This window comes from Colwellia sp. Bg11-28 (assembly GCF_002836245.1).
GTDB lineage: Bacteria > Pseudomonadota > Gammaproteobacteria > Enterobacterales > Alteromonadaceae > Colwellia > Colwellia psychrerythraea_A.
The window spans coordinates 871,877-892,194 of sequence record NZ_PJBA01000018.1 but is presented as its reverse complement, the minus strand read 5'-3'; the positions used below and the strand labels follow the sequence as shown (position 1 = coordinate 892,194).

The following is a 20,318-nucleotide window of genomic DNA, read 5'->3' as shown; positions in this document are numbered from 1 at the left end:
GATGGATAATCGACCGAGCCACTTACCGAGTACTTTCCTCGATAAATTATCGAGTAATAAGCGAACTTACTTAGTGCCAAGTGCGCTAATAATGATAGTTTCAATTGCGCTTAGCGCTTGTCAAAGTCAGGCAACAGAAAAAAATATGACCCATAACTCCACTAGTACTAATACATTCACTCCATTTGAGCGAAAAGTTGCACAAAGAATGTCGCTCGATATTCGATACTTTTGTTCTGATATAGATGGTAAGGCCAGTGTGCCAACATCAAAACATTGCCGACAAGTAGTGACTGAGCTACCCAAAGAACTTGCGCAGATGATAAAAACCAGTAATGTCGGTGGTATCGTATTATTCGCTGAAAATGTGCAAGAGATAGCGCAAGTGGTGAAGCTAACCCATGATATTCAAGCCGCGGCATTAAAGTCAGAACAAGGAAATCCCTTGATTATCTCAATAGATCAAGAGGGTGGTCGAGTAGCTCGCTTTGCTAAAATGACTGGTTTTGCCGGAAATATGGGCATTGGCGCAAGCTATCCTGAGCATGGCACTCACTTTGCTACGCAAGTTAATGCAGTTATTGCTAAAGAACTAAAAGCCTTAGGTATCAATAATAATTATGCCCCTGTCGTTGATGTAAATACCAATGTTGATAACCCAGTGATTAATACGCGATCTTTTGGCGAGTCCGCTGTCCAAGTAGCAGAGCTTGGTGCTAGTGCGGTAACAGCCATTCAAGCACAAGGCGTGATGGCAACCTTGAAGCATTTTCCTGGTCATGGTGATACGCACGTTGATAGTCACTTAGGTTTACCACGAGTTGATCATGACAGAGCGACTATAGATAAGGTGGATCTTGCACCTTTTGCTTGGGCTATTGATCACGCTAAACCCGCGATGATAATGACGGCTCACATTCAGTTTCCAGCCCTAGATAACAGTTTATTTATCAGTAAAAGTGGCGATAAACTTATTCGCCCAGCGACCATGTCCCGTAAAATATTAACCAACTTGTTAAGAGAAGAGATGGAGTTTGATGGCATTATTGCGACGGATGCTCTTGATATGGCGGGTGTTACTCACTTTTTTACTGACATTGAAGCTGTCGTTGAAACCTTTGTGGCAGGTGCAGATCTTGCCGTGATGCCATTTAAGGTTCGAACACCAAATGATATCGACAATTTTTATAACTTTATAAAAGCAGTGGCCAAGGCCTTAGCAATACGCATTGAGCACACTGAATATCAGTTAACTGAGTTTGAACAATCGATCGCGAGATTAAACCGATATAAGAAAAAATATATTGAAGTGGGCAATGAATCAGTAGCACAACAACTGCTCTCGGCTAATGCTGTTATTGCTAATGAAAAGCATATTATTACTGAGCAAGCGCTTGCCAATGCCGCGGTAACATTATTGAAAAATAACCAGTTGTTACCTCTTACTGTAACAGGTATTAAACGAATACATTTTGTTGTCGCAAATCAGCAAGAACTGGTGGCGTTAACTTATGCGACTAATAAGGTATTAGCGCAAATATTGCCAGCAAGTGAGGTTGAAAAAATTAGCATTAGCCACTTTATTGCCGGTAATACCGAGTCGGATAAACAAATGAAGTCGCTGCTAAGTGAAGCGGATGTCGTCATTGCTACTGTTGATATTAAAACGGCCAGTTTAGTTGATTTAGGCGGTATGGATGATTTAACGCCAAGTTATGGTAGTGCTGCTCAGCAACAGAAAAAACTGACCTATGCAACGTTATTAAAACAGCAACTTACGCTAGCGGGAAAGCTAGGAAAGCCTTCTATACTTATTGCTAAAGGTTCTCCCTTTTTAATAAATGAGTACAGTGAACTAGCCGATGCAGTGTTGTTAAACTTTGACGATAGAATCTATGAGAGTAAAAATCAGCAAAGTATAAGCCCAGGGTTTAATGCCAGCATGGCAGTTGTTTTCAATGAAAGAAAGGCTTTAGGTAAACTACCTGTAACGTTGAAAAGGTAAGGCTGTTATTTAATATTTAAACCACCTGAAAAGGGTCATTTGTTTAGCGAGATTAGTATCATCAATAAGTAAAAATAGAAAAAAAAGCGGCATAACCATTGATGGTTATGCCGCTTTTTTTATTTAACTCATAGCGTGATTAATCACGCTAGCTTATGCGTAAACTCTTAGCTATATCATGCTTAAGATTCGCTTTGCTCAGCTTCAGTATTGTCTTCTTCACTTTTTGGCGTATGGCTTAACCAATCCATCATTAACTCATAACCTAAGGCTAATACTACCGCACCAACAAACAAGCCAATAATGCCTGAAAGTAGCATGCCACCAATAGCGCCAAGTAAAATGACTAACATAGGAATACTCATACCGCGTCCTAAAAATAGCGGTTTTAAGAAAGCATCACTAGCACTAACAATAATACTAAAGATTAAAAAGGCGATGGCTGGAGTGGTGTCCGCTACAGAGAAATAATACGCCGCAATAGGACCTAAAATTAGAATGGGTGGTAATTGCGCGATAGCTAATATAAGAACTGCAATTGCCCAAATACCTGCGCCAGGAATATCAGCAATCATCAAGCCAACACCAGACATGAGTGATTGAATAACGGCAACGCCAAGTACACCCGTAGCGACACTTCGAATAGTGGCAATAGTGGTACTAATTGTTCTATCGCCAAAGTCATTCATCAAGCGGCGCATTAATTTACTCAAACCTTGATGTAATGGGGCTGACTTTGCCATAAACACTACCGCAATAATTAAAGAAACAATAAACTGTAATATACCGCCACCAATACCAGCTACTGCTGATAATAAAGTGCTTGAAAGTGATTTTAATTGTTCAGGGTATTGCCCGGCAACTTTTTGAATATCTTGAGAAGCATCCTGCCAAAAATTGAACAGCTTTTCACCGACTAGCGGCCATTCTTTAATGCTTTCATCAGCAGCTGGTATTTTTAAAGTACCTTCTTCAATTCCTGTATAGACATGCTGGGCAGAATCAATAGCAGAAGACGAAAGGTTAATTGAAGGGATAGCGATAATTGATATCCCAACAATGGCAACAATGGTTGAAGCGAGTTTTTTATTACCTTTAAGTGCAGCAGTAAGTTTTTCATGTAAAGGATATAAAGCAACGGCTAAAATAGCAGCCCAAATGGTAATTAATATGAAAGGCCTAATAATAGAAAAACACCATAGGATAATCATCGCCATGGCGGCAAGCTTAATGGCGATATCAATAACCCGGCGGTTAAATGCCTGATCACTGGTTAACTCTTGTTGGTTTTTCATGGAAGTTTCCTTACGTTAATAACTTATTATTATGTTTACTTGGTGGATTAGTACTAAGAACCTGAACTGGAGGTGTCATTAGGTGAATTATTTATTCGCTTATTTTTATCTGAACTTGTATTAGCTGAATTATGCTGAGGTAGATTATGTTGAGGTGAATTATGGTTTGCACCGAAATTACTCATATGTGAACCCACTAAACTAGCCACTAATATCGCTAAATAAAACTGGCCAACTATGGCTTCAAAATAAACTAAAAATCTTGAAATAGGTAAAATGGGCGAAATGTCACCAAATCCTAAGGTCGTAATAGTAACAAAAGAAAAATAGATAAAATCAGGGAATAAGGTAAACCATTCATTGTTACTGTTGATGTTAGTAAATGAACCAGGGAAAGTTAGTTGTATTAAGGTGTACAGTGTTGCCCAAATTAGCCCCATTAATAAATACAAACAAATGGCCCCTAAAATTTTATTACCATCAATATCACCGGTAAATAATACCTGTTTAGCCGTGCGAAGGGCGCTTGAGATAAAGAAACTCAGCAGCAACAGTAAATAAACTTGGTCAAAGCCAGCATCATCAAGCCATGCACTAAAAAAAGAAAAGAATAAAATAGCGATGGGAAAAATAAAGGTTTTACGCAGCACGAAATCTTTTGAATCCACCCCCCAAACTGCAACTAATAGCGTCACTATAGTGGCAGATTGCACTAAACGTTGCACCGAACCTTCAAAAAACTGCTGAGCTAATGACGTGCCAAGTAATAATAAAATTAAAGCAAAAGTGAGATAAATAAAATTATCTTGGCGTGTCATTATTTTCAAAAGCGTTTCTCTTCAGTCATGCGTAACTATGGGTCAAATAATCAATTTAGACTAACGTCTCTTTGCTCTAGTAGGTCGAGAGCGGTTATTTCTAGCTGGTTTAACAACGACAACGTTTGTATGACGATGATAACCATTACCATAGTACATCGGATACCCAGCGCCATATCCCATACCATAGCTCATAGAGCCACTTACATGGGTATTCTCACAGGCGGTTAATAATAAGGTACTAAGAACAACAGTAGCGGTAAGTAATAAGGTTTTAAGTTGTTTCATTATTCACTCTCCTGCTGTGTTAAACCCAGTAATGCGCCATTGGGATCAGCAATGATGGCTAAGCCTCTATTTTCTGGTTGATAAATGATAGTTGCGCCGTTGCTTGTGGCTTTTGATAATATAGTGGAGAGGTTGTTAACTTCAATAAAGTTGACCCAACGATCTCTTTGTTCAAATGAGTCGGGTAGCTTTACAATACTGGCTTGAACCATTTCTGCTTGAATTAAAAAGAAGCTTTCTTTTTTGGCATTAATTGGCTCTAAAGTATAACCAAAAGTGTCTTGATAAAACAAAGCAGCTTGTTTGGTATTGGTACTAAACAATTGCGCCCAATCCCACTTATTACTTATTTTTTTATGATTTTTGTTGGTAAGATCTAACTCAAGCAAGGCAATAACGCCGCCTTGTGGATCAGCTAAAACCGATCTTTTACCGTAAAGGGTAAAGTCATGAGGAGCTAATATTATGGTGGCATTGTTTTTAGCGGCTAGTGCACTTCTACTCGAAACATTATCAGTATCTATGCTGCCAACCCATAACGCATTATCCGTTTTGTTACGCTTTGAATCACGCTCAAGTACACCGGCAACGGCTTGACCATTATCGTACAGTAAATGATACTTTGCCTGCTCTTTAGCGAATTCTTTAACTGTCCAGCCAAAAGTGTCGTGATAAAATTTCAGTGAAGCTTCTACATCTCCGGTGTATAGGTCAGCCCACACTAATTTACCGTGCTGATTTTTTACTGTTTCTTGAGCTGTTGTTTCTACTTCTGCTGCTGATGAAGCATAACTATTTAAAAGTAATGGTAACAATAGCGGTATTAAAAATTGGCTTAAGCTTTTCATCTTCAAATTTCCCTTTGATTTTAACTAATTGATATTACTACATTGAACTATTATTGATAGCCATAATTTAGACTGATATTCCAATACGTGGCATTGCTCCTTCGCTGATGTCTATTTGAGGCTTACAGAATAAAATACGTGATGAATCAATTTTACCTTGTTCAATTAAATGATCTTTAAAGGCATGTTCACGTTGTTCGCCAATGTCGAGTAGTTGTTTAATATCAGCTTTGTCTTCTACAGAAACTCCCGCTTTTAGGCCGATATCAGCAGGGGTGCTGATAGCACAAATCGTGACACGGGTATCTTCTTTGTCTTGCATCAAGGCAATGAAGTCAGTTAGGTAGGCGTTTTGGTGATCATCGGGCTCAACTTGTTTTACTTGATATTCTAAATCATCAAAGCGTAACTTTAAGGCAAATTCACCCGCCGTGATCGCAATAGAAACTATATTGGCATACGGGACAAAAGTGGTCATTAAATAATCTTGTGTTGCAGATAAAATGGCTTTTTTGGTAATTAAGGTAACGATGCTACTTAAACCAAAGTTTGGATCTGAGATAGAGCCACTTAATGGGACATCAAGTTCTACATTGCCATCACCATCTTTTAGCATGCCCATAGCCATATTTAATGGTAATGCACCTTGATCAATTAGATTACCGGCTTCTTCACTATCAACTAAGCTTGTTTCTAGCGCTTGTAGCAGCACAATTATATTTCCCTCAACTTCATCACCAGTAAGGCTTAGATCCAAAGCGGTATTGAGCTGACCTGTTTTCACTTCAATACCCGTTGACGCTTTTAGATACGAAGAAATAGCAGGTAATGAAAATTCTTTAAAATCCCCTTCAATATGATAAGTGGCAAGTTTTGAAAAAGGTTGCAAATAACCCGTTAAATTGAAGTTGGCGTACTTATTACTACGACCCACGAGGGTATAAGGGGTTTGCTGCTGTTTTTTCTCTTTTCTATTGCTTAAAGCTCCGACATCTAAGGTGTCTAGAAATAAAGTTCGTTGATAGATAGGGTCAACACTAAAGTCAGTAAAAGCAAAAGAATTTTCATTAATAAAACGAAGTTCTTTGAAGCTGAAAACAAAGCCATCATGGTTCGCTTCTGCTTCTTGTAATTTGATTTCTGATTCAATAGCAGCGACTTCCTCAGTAACATTCGATTGGGTAGCGCTTTGTTCGCTTGCTTTATCATCCAAAAGAATCAAGTTAGCAATATCTTTGTTTTCCTTAACAATAATCTCACCCACTAAGGTGTCAAAAATAATACTATTGATATCAACACTTTTTTCGTGGATATGTATGTTATTTATCGTTAATTGTTTCAATTGCATAACCGGCGGTAGTTTCACAATTGATGCAGCAGCAATATCAAGACCATCTTCATCAGAAAGTTTATTAATTCTATCAATTGCTTTTTGGGCTACAGCATCAGCTAGAGCTGCTTTTTTAGAGAACAGTAAGTCATCCATTATTATATCGGTAATATCGATACTGGGCTCATCATCCAACACAAAATTGATGTCATCTAGATTAAGTTGTTTAAAGGCGGTAATGGTCGCTTTGCTTTCATTTTGGCTGAGAAGGGCATCAGTCAGCTTTATACTACTATTACCTGCTAGATGAGTAATTTTGTTGTCTTGTAAGTGAACAGCAACATCAGAAAAGTTATGTTGTAATGTTTGAAGAGTAAAATTCTGTTCAGCTAAACCTAACAATAAATCTTGCAACGTTAAGCTGGCTTTTTGTACTTTAAAATTAATACCTTGTTCAGCAAGGGTTACTGTTTGTTGACTAGTAAATGAAAGAGAGCCTTTTAATTCAGTAAGTTGTTCAACATATGGTGCTAATTTTTCAATAGGATAGTTATTGATAAGTAAGTTACTGTGGATATCACCTTTACCTGATACTAATTGCGTATTCGCTGTAAGAGACAAATGAGTTTCATCAACTAAAGCGGTCAAGGCTAAATGACCTTCTTGTTTAGTCTCTGTTGCTTTTATTTGACTTAATGCGAGTTGTTTAATCTCTATGTGGTGAGTTTTATTCTGCAGTTTTTGACTATCTATTTCTATTTCAATAGCAAATTGGCTTAAGAGAAAATCAGGTAACACTAGCTGATAAGGAAGGCTTGTGGCAGGCTCGTTAATTACATCTTCATTCAGTTGTGGGCTAGCTTGCTCCGCAGTTTGATCGATATTAAGTTCTGCATCTTCCGTTGAAGGAGGAATTGTTATGCCGGCAATGATCAGGTGGTCATCATGCTGAATGACTTTTAATGTACCTCGGGTAAGTGAAAATTCACTCAATGCAATTTTATCAAACGCTAATTGCCATAAAGCCACTTGTAACGTTAATTCTTCTAAGGAAAATACAGTGTATTGCTGCTTGCTTTTTGTACTTGATAAGTCTATATCACTAAGGGTAATACGCATTAAAAAGGGATTAAATCGAATACTTGAGTCATCAGATAACTGTAATTGGTGCTCAGCTAAAATTGGGTTGATAAAGTGTTTTGCGACCGGTGACGAAATCAGCCAAATACATAAAAATATGCCCAAGTATAAAGCTAACAATATTTTAAAAAATTTATGAGTAAAAAAAGATAGCAGGGTTGCCATAATAAAGGACGTTCCTTGTTAGGTTTTAATAGTTAATGTGGGGTAAATATGTACTTGAAGGCTGAAAATAAAGCGGAATATAATTTACACCATTTTGTAGAAAGCTTACAATTGTAAATTAAAGGTTAACTTCAAAGTTAACTATTATTTAACATGGCTTAGGATATCATTTTCATGGAAATCAATATAGAAAAAATAGAACATTATATGCAAATGCTTGGTGAGATGGGTCTGCAATTCGGCGTACAGTTTTTATTAGCCATTGTTGTTTATTTCGTCGGTAATTTTATTATCAAAAGAGTGCTTAGCCTAGTAGGTAAAGGACTAGAAAAGAAAAAGGTTGAGATTACCTTACATCAGTTTTTATTAAGTATTTTAAGTACGTTATTAAAAGCGATTCAAATTATTATTCTTGCTTCTATGCTTGGCATTCAAACCGCGTCGTTTATTGCTATTTTAGGTGCTGCTGGTTTAGCAATTGGTTTAGCGTTGCAAGGTAGTTTGGCTAACTTTGCCGGTGGCGTATTAATTTTATTATTCCGTCCGTTTAAAAATGGCGATGCCATTAAAGCGCAAGGTTATGTTGGTAGCGTTGAAGAAATTCAAATTTTTAATACCATCCTAAAAACATTCGATAACCAACGTATTATTATTCCAAATGGTTTGTTATCTAATGGTTGTGTAACCAATATTAATGTTAACGGCACTCGCCGTGTTGATATGGTATTTGGTATTGGTTATGACGATGATATCGCTAAAGCAAAAGCCCTTCTACGCACAATTATTGAAGCCGATGAGCGTGTACTTAAAGACCAAGCCGTAGATATTTGGGTTGGTGAACACGGTGAAAGTTCAGTAAATCTATTTGTTCGCCCTTGGGCGAATGCAGAAGATTACTGGGGCATTTATTTCGATATGATGGAAAAAGTGAAAATTGAATTTGATAAAGCTGGTATCAGCATTCCATTTCCACAACGCGATGTGCATATGCATCAAAAGTAGTTAATTGCAGTGTTATAGCAATTAATTTAATTGGTATTCTTTAAAAACCTATTTCAGTTTTACTGAAATAGGTTTTTTCGTTTTGGTAGCATACTTACTTACAATTTCTCTGATTTAAATCAAGAAATAACTTTTTAATCTAATAAATAATACAAATGCTATTGATTCTTGTTTGTTTTGTGGTTTAATGTCGGAAAATAAATATAAGACACATTAAATAACATAACTTTCTGGATAAATAACATGAACAAAACATTAATTGCCTCAGTTATTGCGACATTGCTTACAAGTAATGCTGCTATCGCTAGCGAAGAAACGGTTGAGTTACGTAAAGTCATTACTCAACAACAAGAAGTGCTTAAGTCACTAGAACAACGTTTAAATGAAACAGAAAAAAAACTTGAAGCAACAGCTGATCAAGTTGAAGTGGTTACTGAAAGTACTGGCGGTATGTTTGCTAACACTACAATTGGTGGCTATGGTGAGTTACATTACAATAACTATGAAGATCAAGATGCGAAGATAGATTTTCACCGTTTTGTATTGTTTTTCGGGCATGAGTTTTCTGATAGCATACGTTTTTTCTCTGAATTTGAACTAGAGCATTCTATTGCTGGTGAAGGAAAGTCAGGAGAAGTTGAACTTGAACAAGCCTATGTTGAAGTTGATATTAATGAAGCGACAAGCTCTAAAGTTGGTTTGTTCTTAATTCCTGTCGGCATTATCAATGAAACGCATGAGCCTCCAACATTCTATGGTGTTGAACGTAACGGTGTTGAGAAGAACATTATTCCTGCTACTTGGTGGGAGGCTGGTTTATCATTTAATTATAAGCCAGTAGGTGGTGTAAGTCTTGATGGTGCAGTGACTAGTGGTTTAGAAGTTGGTGATGACTTTAAAATTCGTAACGGTCGTCAAAAAGTGGCTAAAGCAACGGCAGAAAACCTTGCTTATACTGGTCGTGTTAAATACACAGCCATTACTGGTTTAGAGCTAGCAGCAACGGTACAGTATCAAACAGATATTACTCAAGGTGGCAATAATTTTGACGCCCCTATTGATACTGCAGATGCAACATTACTTGAAGCGCATGCTGTTTATCAAGTTAATGATTTCACCGTTCGTGCTTTATACGCGCGCTGGGACATCAATGGTGATGAAGCCAAAGCGTTAGGTCGTGATGAGCAAACAGGTTGGTATCTTGAACCTTCTTACAGAATAAGTGAAAAAGTAGGCGTTTTCGCTCGTTATGCAGAATATGACAACAACGCAGGTAATAGCGATTCAACCACTGTTGAATCAACAAATGTTGGTGTTAGTTATTTCTTACATGAAGACGTAGTGTTAAAAGCGGATTATGAGGACTTAGGTGGTTCTATAGACTCAAAGGGCTTCAACCTAGGTTTTGGCTATCAGTTTTAGTACAAATAGATAAACTGTTAAGCTAAGTGGTTCAACGCTGTCTTGTACAGTGTTGAGCTTTTTAATTTATTAAAAGTTAAGAGTAAACTTGTGAAAAAGTTTTTATTTTTAGTACTTTTATACTGCTTTTTAGCGATGAATGTTATGGCTAAAGGGGTATATCAAACATCTGAGGAGTTCCTTAAAGGGATTTTTCATGAGCAAGTACCTGCGGTGCAAGTCTTGTGGTTAAGTGCGGAAGATAAAAAAACTATTGCAGAAATTCTTAGTCATAAATACAGTCGTATGCGGGTGCGTTACTGGCAAGAAGCTAATGATAACGTCTGGATTCTAAATGAGGTGGGTAAAGAAAAACCAATCACCATTGCCGTTCACATTCATAAAGATGCAATTAAACAGCTCAAAGTGCTTACTTTTAGAGAAACCCGAGGTGATGAAGTTCGTCATGACTTTTATAGTGAACAATTTGCGCAGGCAACACTGACAAAAGATAAAACGCTCAGTCAGCATATTGATGGCATTACGGGCGCAACCTTATCGGTAAGAGCAACCACAAAAGTCGCCAGACTTGCTCTGTGGTTAAATAGTAAAGTCACTCTTTAAAAACAGAGACTAGCTAAAATGAACATGCTCAGGCAAAATAACGACTTATTTTTTACTCTCTAGCTTAATATACCCTAGCTACATGAAGATGCAGGTGTCAGCTGGAATTAGAAACGCCTTTAGGTAAGGTATTGATTGAAGAGAAGGGTTGTTTCCTTGTCAAAATCAATCACGCAGCATAAAGCGTTTCTAAACCAGCCCTACGGGGATGCCTGAGCAAATCATGCGCTTCGTTGCCTCCTTTTTTAAGGGAATAACCCTTGATAAAAGGAGGCGCCTTGACCATGAATCGCTCAGGCGCCCTGAAACATTCATCTTCAAGTAGCTTGGGTATAAACTTATAAGCCTTTATTTAGTTGCTGCATATTTATGAAAAAAACTGTTAAACCATTATCTCAACAGCTAAATCGCACTTTTAGAAAGTGGCATCGAAAACTGGGCGTTTTTGCTGCATTTTTTATTGTTTTTTTATCTGTTACGGGAGTCGCACTTAACCATACCGATGGTTTATCCTTGGCGCACCAACCTATTAAAAGTACTCTGCTACTTGATTATTATGGTATTTCCGTTCCCCAAGATGTTCGTTTTTATCAACAGCAAACTATTCAGGTAGTTAATAACAGTGTCTGGCTTGAGGGCCATTTGTTGATTGAAAGCGATGCCAAAATTGTTAGTGTTGGTCAGTTATTCTTGAAGCATAATCAGCAAAAAGTGTTTGTTATAGCTACTCGGCAAAGCATTTTACTATACAACCTTAATGGTGAGTTAATTGATATGCTTGGTACGGAATCAGGTGTACCTGAAATGATAAAAGCAATGAGTATTAATAACGGCCAGGTGATCGTTGATAGTGCGGATGGTTATTACCAAACGGATAGCGACTTTTTTGATTGGCAAGTTATTCAACCACTTATTACACCAAAATGGCTGCAATCCGAACAGGCTTCTGGCGAAGTAATACAACAGGCTGAACTGGCTTATCGTGCTCAATTTCTAACACTAGAGCGTATTATTATTGATAGCCATAGTGGCCGTATTCTAGGTGATATAGGCGTATTTTTTATGGATTTCATTGCTTTATTATTGATTGTTTTATCAATAAGCGGGCTTTATATTTGGGTGAAATACACTAAAAATACGCGAAAATAACAGGCTTTGAAAACAGCCGTAATGTTTAACCTTGCTTCCCTTAGCTCAATTATTACCTGTTAATCGGCATATTTATCATTGGGCTAGTGCTTGCTCAATCTCATCTTCATACTGTTGCTGCTTTTTACCATTAAAACCAGTGTGGGCACTGATGAGTTTGCCTTGGCGATCAAATAAGTAACTGCTAGGCATACCTTTTAGTTTAAATTTTTGCGCTAACTTTCCTTTTGCATCATAAATAATGGCAAAGTTAGCTGGGGTCTGTTTCAAAAACTTAGTTGATAATGTTTCCTCCGCATCCAGATTAATACTCAGCACTACAAAACCTTGCTCTTGATGTTTTGCTTGCATGGTATTCATCCATGGAAAAGATTTACGACAAGGAACACACCAAGAAGCCCAAAAATCAACATAAACAATTTTACCTTTGTGTTGCGCCATCGCTTGTTCAAATTCTTTTACTGGACCACTTGCGTGTGTACTTTTGCAAGTAAGCAATAATGCCATGGTTATTATTAATAGGTTTACTAAGGTTTTTAGTGAGTTGACCATATTACTTCCTACATTTTTTAAACATAAGTTAACTATACTTAGTTTTAGCTGTGGTGCACAATATCTTAAGAGAGATCAAATTCAATTTATATTTGTCAGAGTCTATTCATATGAAAATAGAATTAAAATTATTATTAATTGTTCTTACTTGTTACGCTTTACCCAGCCAAGCGTGGTGGTTTTATTCGGTGAATTCAGCAAGCACTTCCGTTGATGTTAATCCTGCCAATGAGCAGGCTCATAATGAATGGTTAAAAAAACGCTTTAGTAAGCAGCATCAACAATTAATCCCTATTGTTGCGGTTGCCGATATGTTTATCATTTGTAATCAGGAGAGGAAGTTCGATAAAGTCGACTATAAGTTAAGCTACTTAATCACTGAAATGGATAAAAATACCTTGGCAGAAAAGCTTGCAAGCTGTCTAGGTGAAGATACTATGAAATCAGATGTGGCATTAAACTTTGGCTTATTTGGTTGCTTTCAAGCACAACTTGCTCATTTACCGAAAGCAGAGCGAGATCAAAAGATGATATTAGTTAGAAAAGCGGTATCTTCACTTTCCCACAGTGAGCGCAAGAAAAGTTTCACTCAATGTGTAACAGAGCAAAGTATTCACTATTTAAAATAATGTAAGCTAAGCTAAGAATTACATAAATTGTAACAAATACTTAGAGTCTTTTACTTTTGCCAGTTTCTTATTGTAAGCAATATCACTTATAGTAACGGGTATATATTTATAATAAAAAACAAACCGAGCAAGGTGAAACAACATATGACTCAAGAAACACCTAAAATTTTAGTAGTAGATGATGATATGCGTTTACGCTCATTATTAGAGCGTTATTTAGTTGAACAAGGTTTTACGGTTCGAAGTGCTGCTAATTCAGAGCAAATGGATCGTCTGCTTGAACGTGAAAACTTTCATTTGTTAGTACTTGATTTAATGTTACCCGGCGAAGATGGTTTGTCAATTTGTCGTCGCTTACGTCAGAACTCCAATAATATTCCGATTGTGATGTTAACAGCGAAAGGTGATGAAGTTGACCGTATTATTGGCCTAGAGCTAGGTGCAGATGATTATATGCCCAAGCCTTTCAACCCTAGAGAGTTACTTGCCCGTATTAAAGCCGTATTACGTCGTCGTACTCAAGAAGCTCCGGGAGCACCTGCACTAGAAGAAAATGTTATTAGTTTTGGTGGCTACCATTTAAATTTAGCTACTCGTGAAATGCAAAAAGACGATATTAGTATGCCGTTAACCAGTGGCGAATTTGCTGTACTTAAGGCATTAGTTACCCATCCAAGAGAGCCATTATCACGTGATAAATTGATGAACCTTGCACGTGGTAGAGATTACTCAGCATTGGAGCGTAGTATAGATGTGCAAGTATCTCGCTTACGTCGAATGCTTGAAGAGGATCCTGCTAAGCCAAGATACTTACAAACGGTTTGGGGCTTAGGTTATGTCTTTGTGCCTGATGGTAGCCCAGCTTAGTTTATTCTTTCAAGTTAAGTCCTTTATATGAAAATATTGCCACGCAGTGCGTTTGGACAAACGGTTTTATTGATAGGTTTTTTACTTTTTATCAATCAAATCGTTTCCTACATTTCTTTTGCGCTCTATGTTATTGAGCCAAACCAGCAACAAATGAATCAATTGTTGGCTAAACAGGTACGTGTAGTTTTCATTGATATCAATGATGCCAAGCTAAGCCCGAAAATGGCAAAGGCCTTTCATAATGAAACGGGCATTGGTGTTTATCGTGAAGAAGATGCCTACAAGTTTGGTTTAGCCAATGCAGGGTTATATCCTTATCGATCTGAACAAATGTCTGCATTGCTTGGTGGGCCAGCTGAAGTAAGAATTTCGCAAGGTGATGAGTACCTTTTTTGGATACGAGCACCTCAGGCACCGCATCTTTGGGTAAAAATACCTCTGATAGGTATGGAGAAAGGGAGCTTTTCGCCGTTAATATTCTTTATGGTTGTTATCGGTTTATTAAGTGTTATGGGCGGTTGGGTTTTTGTACGACAGCTCAATCGACCGTTAAAGTCACTAGAGATAGCGGCAGAAGATGTTGGTCGAGGTGATTTTCCTGACCCGCTTATTGAGCGCGGTACCTCAGAAGTTATGGCGGTAACTCAAGCCTTTAATCATATGTCTAAAGGCATTAAGCAGCTCGAAGAAGATCGTAACTTATTAATGGCGGGTATTTCTCATGACTTACGTACGCCTTTGACCCGAATTCGTTTAGCTAGTGAAATGATGAATGAGTCAGATGACTTTCTTAAAGAAGGTATTGAAACCGATATTGATGATATGAATAATATCATCGACCAATTTATTGATTACATTCGTCATGACTCAAAAGATAAAGCAGAGCTCGGTGATTTAAACCTTTTAGTTGATGAAGTGCTGAACGTTGAAACACCCATTGATAGAGTGATAACGTTTCATCCGGGTGAATGCGCTAAAATTCCTTTACGTCACGTTGCGGTTAGACGAGCACTGGCAAATTTAGTGCAAAATGCCATTCGTTATACCACGGATGAAATTGAAGTTTTCACTGGTGTAGAAAAAGACTACGCCTTCTTCATTGTCAGTGATAATGGTGCAGGTATTCCTGATGCTGATATTGAACGATTATTTCAACCTTTTACTCAAGGGGATACGGCTAGAGGGACAGAAGGCAGCGGTCTAGGTTTAGCTATTATAAAGCGTATCGTTGATACTCATGGTGGTAAGGTTAAGCTCTCTAACAAGCCCTCTGGTGGCTTACAGGCAAAAGTTTATCTTCCTCTAGTGTTTAAATAACGCATAGAAGTTTCAAATTTTAGGTAATAAAAAAGCCAGATGTTAATAATTTAACATCTGGCTTTATTGTCTGTTGAATAAGGCTATTTCAGTAATAGCCTTTCACTCATTGTTTTATAACTGAGGACCAGCAGCAACAAGCGCTTTACCGTTATCAGTATCTGTAAACTTATCAAAGTTATTAACAAAACGTTTCGCTAAGTCTACCGCTTTATCATTCCAAACACTTGGATCTTCATAAGTATTACGAGGATCAAGGATATCTCCCTCAACGCCAGCAATTACTTTAGGTACTTCTAAGTTGAAAAACGGTACGGTTTCAGTTTCAGCATTGTCAATTGAACCATCTAAGATTGCATCAATAATAGCACGCGTTGCTTTGATAGAAATTCGTTTGCCAGTACCATTCCAGCCAGTGTTTACAAGGTAAGCTTCAGCGCCAGCATCATCCATACGCTTATGTAAAACTTCAGCATATTGCGTAGGGTGTAAGCTTAAGAACGCTGCTCCAAAACAACTTGAGAAAGTTGGTGTTGGTTCAGTAATACCACGTTCAGTACCTGCTAATTTAGCGGTAAAACCTGAAAGAAAGTAATATTCTGTTTGTTCTGGTGTTAATTTAGCTACGGGTGGTAAAACACCAAAAGCATCAGCCGTTAAGAAGATAACTTTTTTAGCATGACCAGCACGTGAAACAGGCTTAACAATGTTATCAATATGATGAATTGGGTAAGAAACACGGGTGTTTTCTGTTTTTGAATTATCATCAAAATCGATTTTACCATTTGCATCAACCGTAACGTTTTCTAGTAAAGCGTCACGACGAATGGCATTGTAAATATCAGGTTCGTTTTCTTTGCTTAGGTTGATTGTTTTAGCGTAACAGCCACCTTCAAAGTTAAATACACCATTGTCATCCCAACCGTGTTCATCATCACCGATAAGTTGACGTTTAGGATCGGTAGAAAGTGTTGTTTTACCTGTGCCAGACAAACCGAAGAAGATAGCAGTGTCACCATCTTCACCAACGTTTGCACTACAATGCATTGAAGCAATGCCTTGTAATGGAAGGTAGTAGTTCATCATTGAGAACATACCTTTTTTCATCTCGCCGCCGTACCAAGTACCGCCAATCAATTGAATTTTTTCAGTTAAGTTGAAAGCAACAAAGTTCTCTGAGTTTAAACCTTGCTCTTCCCATTTATCATTAACTGTTTTCGCACCATTCATTACCACGAAATCGGGTTCGTAATTTTCAAGTTCTGCATCGGTAGGACGAATGAACATGTTTTTAACGAAATGTGCTTGCCAAGCTACTTGTGTAATGAAACGTACTTTTAAGCGTGTTGCTTCATCAGCACCACAAAAAGTATCAACAACAAATAAACGTTGGCCAGAAAGTTGTGTAGTTACTAAGCCTTTTAAGTGATCCCATGTTTCAGGAGTCATAGCCTTATTATCATTTTTACCTTGATCAGACCACCATACTGTATCGCGAGTTACATCATCGCGAACAATATACTTATCTTTAGGAGAGCGACCGGTAAATATCCCCGTGTCTACATTAACTGCACCAAGCTCAGTTACTATGCCTTTATCAAAGCCTTCAAGGCCAGCTTTAGTTTCTTCACTAAAAAGTAACTCATACGATGGGTTATAAACAACTTCGTTAACATCGTCGATGCCGTATTGTGACAAATCAATTGAGTTTTTCGGGGCGGTCATAGCAAATTCACTCCTAAGTATGACAAATTTTAATTTAAGTAAGTCGATTAATGAAGCCAGTCATGAAAGTTTTCATGCTGTCATTATTGGGGGTATTTTAGGGTAATAGCGAACAAAACGAAAGTAAAAAATAGTTTATTGTGAAAGTTTTCACTATAAATAGCATGAATGGTTACCATGAAAGTTACGTTTATTTCGAATTTTAATTCGTAAGGTTAAGTAATTAGAGGGCTGTGGCGACGTGTTGGTTAGCTATTAATTATCACTATATGGAATAAGTGATAATTAATAACGAAGCTTTTGATTGGTTTTAGCGTCAAAAAGAGTGATTTTTTTAATGATTAACTTTCGAAATGAAACTTTTTAAGCTCAGTTCGTCAAAATCATAAGTAGTGATACAGTAATCACAGGTCATCGAAATTTTTCCATGCTCTGCTAATATCGCTGTAATTTCACTTGGTTCAATTTGCGATATTGCCGATAAACATTTATCAGCAGAACAGCCACACAGATAGCTAACCATTTGTGGCTCAAATATATTGACTTGCTCTTGGTGATATAAACGATAAAGTAATGCTTCAGCTTCTAATGAAAAGACTTCTTCACTTTTAATGGTATTAGTGAGCTGACATAAATGTTCAAAGTCACTTTGCTGTTGTTCTTTGTTTTCAGTACTTCCGTCGCCATCAGGTAATAATTGCACTAAAGCACCGGCGGCTAATTGCTGCTCAGTATCACAAAACAACCAAATTTTAGTAGGTATTTGCTCTGAAACATCAAAATAATGCGCTAAACAATCGGCAAGGCTCTCTTCATCTAAAGCAACAACACCCTGATAGGCTTCGCCAGCATTAGGGCGAATAGTGATAATCATAGTGCCTTTACCAATTAACGTTTGCAGAGTATCAGCTGACGTTTCTTCTGCCACTTTGGCAATGCCACGCATTTGTTGCTTGTTGTTGCCGCTAACCGACATATAACCAACAGGGCCATCACCTTGCAATTGCACGGTAATATCACCTTCAAACTTGAGGGTTGCGGTTAATAGGCAAGTCGCACAAAGTAGCTCACCAAGTAGTTTTTCTACACCGACAGGATAATTATGGTTTTTAATAATACTTTCAAAGCTACTACTTAATTGTACGAGTTCACCACGGGCATGGGCATCGGTAAATAAGTAGCGATTTAATACATTGAATTGGCTCATGGCAGTTAGATCCTTTCTTTAAATTCACGTAGTTTCCTACGTTGTTTTTTATCTGGCTTAGTAACACTAGCAGGGCTAAGGAGAATACCTTGCTTACGTGCTAGGGCATTTTTCTCACGGGTTTCAATACTTTGTTTACTTTCTTGATATAAGGTTTGAGCAAAAGTAGCGTCACTGCGTTTGTCAGCTAATGCAACAACGGTGACTTCTTTTTCTTCAAATCCTTGTCTGATTTTTATTATATCACCGATTGATACGGCTTTTCCCGACTTAGTACGTTGACCATTATAAAAAATTTTTCCGCCATCAATCATCTGTTTAGCAATAGCGCGGGTTCGATAGAATCTTGCAGCCCAAAGCCATTTATCTAAACGAATTGGCTTTTTTTGAGGATCTTGACTTGTTGACATAATAAACCTGAAAGCTGGAACTTATATGAAATATATTGGTCTGAAAATTAACATTACAACCTTATATATCCAAGCTACCTGAAGATGCAGGTTTCAGCTGGAATTAGAAATGTCTTTAGGCAAGGTATTTATTGAAGAGAATAGTTATTTTATTGTCGAAATTAATAACGTAGCATAAAGCGTTTCTAAACCAGCCCTGTTTGGACGTCTGAGCAAATCATGCTCTTCGTTGTCTCCTTTTTTAAGGGAATAACCCTTAATAAAATAAGGCGCCTTGATCATGAATTGCCCAAGCTCCTGAAGTACGCATTTTCAAGTGGCTTGGCTATATTTATCTTGCTTTGACGACTTAATTACTATTTAGTTATGATTTAATTTGCTCAAAAAGCTTAAAAACTCAGGTTACGGCTTGTTGCTTACCTTGCGGTCAAGTATCATTCGTGTTTACTTAACATAAATCTAACATATGGCGGCGGCTATAAATGACTAGATTATTTCAAAATAACAATAATATAAGTAGCTATGGCATTTCCCACTAACATGACAGCGTTTGCATCATTATTCACCCAGCTAGGTCATCGACGAGTTGCGCAATCAGTGATGGTATTATTAGTCGTTTATATTGCTTATGTATGCGCAAACATCACTTGGTCACTTGTATCACAAACACAATCGAGTCAAAACACCTCTGTGAATGGCAACACAAAAAGCGTCAATTCTAATAAAGTAAAGAAGGCAATTGATGTTGCTAAAATTCAATCGCTTAATCTGTTCGGTCAATATAATGAGAATAGTGATCAAGCAACTGAAATCGAAATGTCGAATGTGCCAGAAACCCAATTAAATTTAACACTGACTGGTCTGGTCGCAAGTGATGAAAAATCTATTGCTGCAGCGATCATTGAAAACCAAGGTAAGCAAGATACCTATGGTATTGGCGATATCATCATTGGTACACGCGCTAATCTTGAACAAGTATTAATAGATCGAGTGATAATTAAGCACTCAGGTCGGCTAGAAACTTTGATGCTTGATGGTTTTGATTATGGTCAGCCAGCAAGAGAGGTTGCTAACAAAGCAACCTCAAGAAAAACTCGGTCCACAGTGGGACCTAAATCTTCAGATTTGGGTGTTGTTGATCAAAGAGACAATAAAGCATTAACCGCAACAGCGACAAACCTACGATCTGAATTTTCTAAAGATCCGACAAAAATAGGCGACTATTTACGAATCTCACCGAAACGTAAAGACGGAAATATAATAGGTTACACCCTTCGACCAGGTAAAAAACCTGAGTTTTTCAAACTTGCCGGCTTAAAAACTGGTGATGTCGCCGTTCAGATGAATGGTTTTGATTTAATTGCTCCGACACAGGCAATGCAAGCGATGGCAGAAATGAAAAAAGCACGTGATATTTCATTACTGGTTGATCGCCAAGGTAGTTTGACTGAAATACTTATTAGTTTAGATTAAGTTGCTAAGCTAACCGAATTAATAATCGTAACAATTACGCTATATAATTATCGATTAATGATTTTCTAAT

General features: G+C 37.6%; 18 protein-coding genes. 9 read left to right on the top strand and 9 right to left on the bottom strand.

Annotated elements, in window-relative coordinates; all coding sequences use genetic code 11:
* The first annotated feature begins 1 nt into the window (after position 1).
* Positions 2-2,005, top strand: coding sequence for a glycoside hydrolase family 3 protein (locus CXF79_RS21050; protein WP_232769273.1), 2,004 nt, complete (start codon positions 2-4; stop codon positions 2,003-2,005).
* Between the two features lie 182 nt (positions 2,006-2,187).
* Here the strand turns inward: CXF79_RS21050 and CXF79_RS21045 are convergent, their stop codons facing one another.
* From CXF79_RS21045 to CXF79_RS21025, 5 genes are all read right to left on the bottom strand, one after another.
* The gene (locus CXF79_RS21045; protein WP_011045336.1) at positions 2,188-3,300 is read right to left on the bottom strand and encodes an AI-2E family transporter; all 1,113 of its coding nucleotides are present in this window, start codon (positions 3,298-3,300) and stop codon (positions 2,188-2,190) included.
* 53 nt (positions 3,301-3,353) lie between these two features.
* Complete coding sequence (locus CXF79_RS21040) at positions 3,354-4,118, bottom strand: potassium channel family protein (protein ID WP_101157696.1); 765 nt, start codon at positions 4,116-4,118, stop codon at positions 3,354-3,356.
* 60 nt (positions 4,119-4,178) lie between these two features.
* Entirely contained in the window at positions 4,179-4,406 is a 228-nt protein-coding gene (locus CXF79_RS21035) for a hypothetical protein (RefSeq protein ID WP_011045334.1), read from the bottom strand.
* Positions 4,406-5,254 (bottom strand): VOC family protein, encoded by an 849-nt coding sequence (locus CXF79_RS21030; protein WP_101157694.1) that lies wholly within the window; start codon positions 5,252-5,254, stop codon positions 4,406-4,408. The genes CXF79_RS21035 and CXF79_RS21030 overlap by 1 nt, the downstream gene beginning before the upstream one ends.
* 67 nt (positions 5,255-5,321) lie before the next feature.
* The gene (locus CXF79_RS21025) at positions 5,322-7,889 is read right to left on the bottom strand and encodes a DUF748 domain-containing protein (protein ID WP_101157693.1); all 2,568 of its coding nucleotides are present in this window, start codon (positions 7,887-7,889) and stop codon (positions 5,322-5,324) included.
* Positions 7,890-8,063: 174 nt separating this feature from the next.
* Here CXF79_RS21025 and CXF79_RS21020 point away from each other — a divergent pair, with 174 nt between their 5' ends.
* From CXF79_RS21020 to CXF79_RS21005, 4 genes are all read left to right on the top strand, one after another.
* The gene (locus tag CXF79_RS21020; protein WP_011045331.1) at positions 8,064-8,891 is read left to right on the top strand and encodes a mechanosensitive ion channel family protein; all 828 of its coding nucleotides are present in this window, start codon (positions 8,064-8,066) and stop codon (positions 8,889-8,891) included.
* Between the two features lie 243 nt (positions 8,892-9,134).
* Complete coding sequence (locus tag CXF79_RS21015; RefSeq protein WP_011045330.1) at positions 9,135-10,313, top strand: porin; 1,179 nt, start codon at positions 9,135-9,137, stop codon at positions 10,311-10,313.
* A gap of 90 nt (positions 10,314-10,403) precedes the next feature.
* Positions 10,404-10,916 carry an FMN-binding protein gene (locus CXF79_RS21010; protein WP_011045329.1) on the top strand — a complete coding sequence of 171 codons (513 nt, stop codon included), beginning with the start codon at positions 10,404-10,406 and terminating at the stop codon, positions 10,914-10,916.
* 369 nt (positions 10,917-11,285) lie between these two features.
* Positions 11,286-12,065, top strand: coding sequence for a PepSY-associated TM helix domain-containing protein (locus CXF79_RS21005; protein ID WP_101157691.1), 780 nt, complete (start codon positions 11,286-11,288; stop codon positions 12,063-12,065).
* A 75-nt stretch (positions 12,066-12,140) separates the two neighbouring features.
* Here CXF79_RS21005 and CXF79_RS21000 read toward each other — a convergent pair whose 3' ends face one another.
* The gene (locus CXF79_RS21000; RefSeq protein WP_101157689.1) at positions 12,141-12,617 is read right to left on the bottom strand and encodes a TlpA disulfide reductase family protein; all 477 of its coding nucleotides are present in this window, start codon (positions 12,615-12,617) and stop codon (positions 12,141-12,143) included.
* Between the two features lie 110 nt (positions 12,618-12,727).
* Here CXF79_RS21000 and CXF79_RS20995 point away from each other — a divergent pair, with 110 nt between their 5' ends.
* From CXF79_RS20995 to envZ, 3 genes are all read left to right on the top strand, one after another.
* Positions 12,728-13,246, top strand: coding sequence for a hypothetical protein (locus CXF79_RS20995; protein WP_101157687.1), 519 nt, complete (start codon positions 12,728-12,730; stop codon positions 13,244-13,246).
* A gap of 144 nt (positions 13,247-13,390) precedes the next feature.
* Positions 13,391-14,113, top strand: coding sequence for an osmolarity response regulator transcription factor OmpR (gene ompR, locus CXF79_RS20990; protein WP_011045325.1), 723 nt, complete (start codon positions 13,391-13,393; stop codon positions 14,111-14,113).
* A 27-nt stretch (positions 14,114-14,140) separates the two neighbouring features.
* Complete coding sequence (gene envZ, locus CXF79_RS20985) at positions 14,141-15,433, top strand: two-component system sensor histidine kinase EnvZ (protein WP_011045324.1); 1,293 nt, start codon at positions 14,141-14,143, stop codon at positions 15,431-15,433.
* Between the two features lie 114 nt (positions 15,434-15,547).
* On the opposite strand, the gene pckA is transcribed toward envZ, so the two are convergent.
* The 3 genes from pckA to CXF79_RS20970 all read right to left on the bottom strand — a co-directional run bounded on the left by pckA (position 15,548) and on the right by CXF79_RS20970 (position 18,775).
* Positions 15,548-17,158, bottom strand: coding sequence for a phosphoenolpyruvate carboxykinase (ATP) (pckA, locus tag CXF79_RS20980; RefSeq protein ID WP_011045323.1), 1,611 nt, complete (start codon positions 17,156-17,158; stop codon positions 15,548-15,550).
* 334 nt (positions 17,159-17,492) lie between these two features.
* Positions 17,493-18,365, bottom strand: coding sequence for an Hsp33 family molecular chaperone HslO (gene hslO / locus CXF79_RS20975; protein ID WP_101157685.1), 873 nt, complete (start codon positions 18,363-18,365; stop codon positions 17,493-17,495).
* 5 nt (positions 18,366-18,370) lie between these two features.
* A complete protein-coding gene (locus tag CXF79_RS20970; RefSeq protein WP_101157683.1) occupies positions 18,371-18,775 on the bottom strand; it encodes an RNA-binding S4 domain-containing protein in 405 nt (134 codons plus the stop codon).
* A gap of 540 nt (positions 18,776-19,315) precedes the next feature.
* On the opposite strand from CXF79_RS20970, the gene gspC reads away from it, so the two are divergent.
* Positions 19,316-20,248: a type II secretion system protein GspC gene (gene gspC / locus CXF79_RS20965; RefSeq protein WP_232769272.1), complete on the top strand. Its 933-nt coding sequence runs from the start codon at positions 19,316-19,318 to the stop codon at positions 20,246-20,248.
* The last annotated feature ends 70 nt before the right edge of the window (positions 20,249-20,318 follow it).